The organism is Paenarthrobacter sp. 4246, from assembly GCF_040546855.1.
GTDB lineage: Bacteria > Actinomycetota > Actinomycetes > Actinomycetales > Micrococcaceae > Arthrobacter.
Map to the genome: position 1 here is coordinate 1 of NZ_JBEPOP010000020.1, position 1,555 is coordinate 1,555.

Here is a 1,555-nt window from a genome sequence, read left to right on the forward strand (position 1 = left end):
TGGACGACGAACAGATCTGGGGCCTCAAACGCGGCGGCCACGACTACCGCAAGGTCTACGCCGCGTACAAGGCAGCGACCGAGTTCAAGGGCAAACCCACCGTGATCCTGGCCAAAACGGTCAAGGGCTACGGACTGGGCCCGCACTTCGAAGGCCGCAACGCGACCCACCAGATGAAGAAACTGACCATGGAAGACCTCAAAGCCTTCCGTGACCACCTCCGCATCCCCATCAGCGATGACCAACTCGACGCGGACCTCTACCGTCCCCCGTACTACCACCCCGGCATGGACGCCCCCGAAATCCAGTACCTCATGGAACGCCGCGCCGAGCTCGGCGGGTTCGTCCCCGAACGCCGCCGCACCCACACCGAGGTGGTACTCCCGGACGCGAAGTCCTACGACGTCGCCAAACGCGGATCCGGGAAACAACAAGCCGCGACCACCATGGCCTTCGTCCGTTTGCTCAAGGACCTGATGCGGGATAAGAACTTCGGCGCCCGGTTCGTGCCCGTCGTCCCGGACGAATCCCGCACCTTCGGGATGGACGCGTTCTTCCCGACCGCGAAAATCTACAACCCCAAAGGCCAGAACTACCTCTCCGTGGACCGCGACCTCGTCCTGGCCTACAAAGAATCACCCGCCGGACAACTGATCCACCCCGGCATCAACGAAGCCGGCGCCGTCGCAGCGTTCACCGCCGCCGGGACCGCGTACGCCACCCACGGCGAACCCCTGGTCCCGATCTACGTGTTCTACTCCATGTTCGGCTTCCAACGCACCGGCGACTCGTTCTGGGCCGCAGCAGACCAAATGACCCGCGGCTTCATCATCGGCGCCACCGCAGGACGGACCACCCTCACCGGCGAAGGACTCCAACACGCCGACGGACACTCCCCCATCCTGGCCTCCACCAACCCCGCCGTGAAAACCTACGACCCCGCCTACGGCTACGAAATCGGCCACATCATCCGCCACGGCCTCGAAGAAATGTACGGCGACGCCTCCACGGATAAAAACGTCATGTACTACCTCACCGTCTACAACGAGCCCATCACCCAACCCGCGGAACCGGAAAACCTGGACATCAACGGACTCCTCAAAGGCATCTACCGCCTCGCCGAAGCCCCCACCGCGGACGGCACCAACGCAGAGAACCGCCCCACCGCGGCCATCCTCGCCTCCGGCGTGTCCGTACCCTGGGCCCTCGAAGCCCAACGGATCCTCGCCGAAGACTGGAACGTCGCCGCCGAGATCTACTCCGTAACCTCCTGGAACGAACTCCGACGCGACGGACTCGCCGCCGAAGAACACGCCTTCCTCAACCCCGGCCAACCCGCCCGCACCCCGTTCATCACCGAACAACTCGCAGGCACCACCGGACCCGTCATCGCCGTAACCGACTACATGAAAGCCGTCCCCGACCAAATCCGCCAATTCATCCCCAACGACTTCGCCTCCCTCGGAGCAGACGGCTTCGGCTTCTCCGACACCCGCCAAGCCGCACGCCGCTACTTCAAAAACGACACCCACTCCATCGTCGCCAAAACCCTGCA

General features: G+C 63.9%; 1 protein-coding gene. It reads left to right on the forward strand.

Going from position 1 to position 1,555, the window contains the following annotated elements:
* A partial coding sequence (locus ABIE35_RS21160) for a transketolase-like TK C-terminal-containing protein (RefSeq protein WP_502921409.1) occupies positions 1-1,555 on the forward strand: 1,555 nt, incomplete at both ends.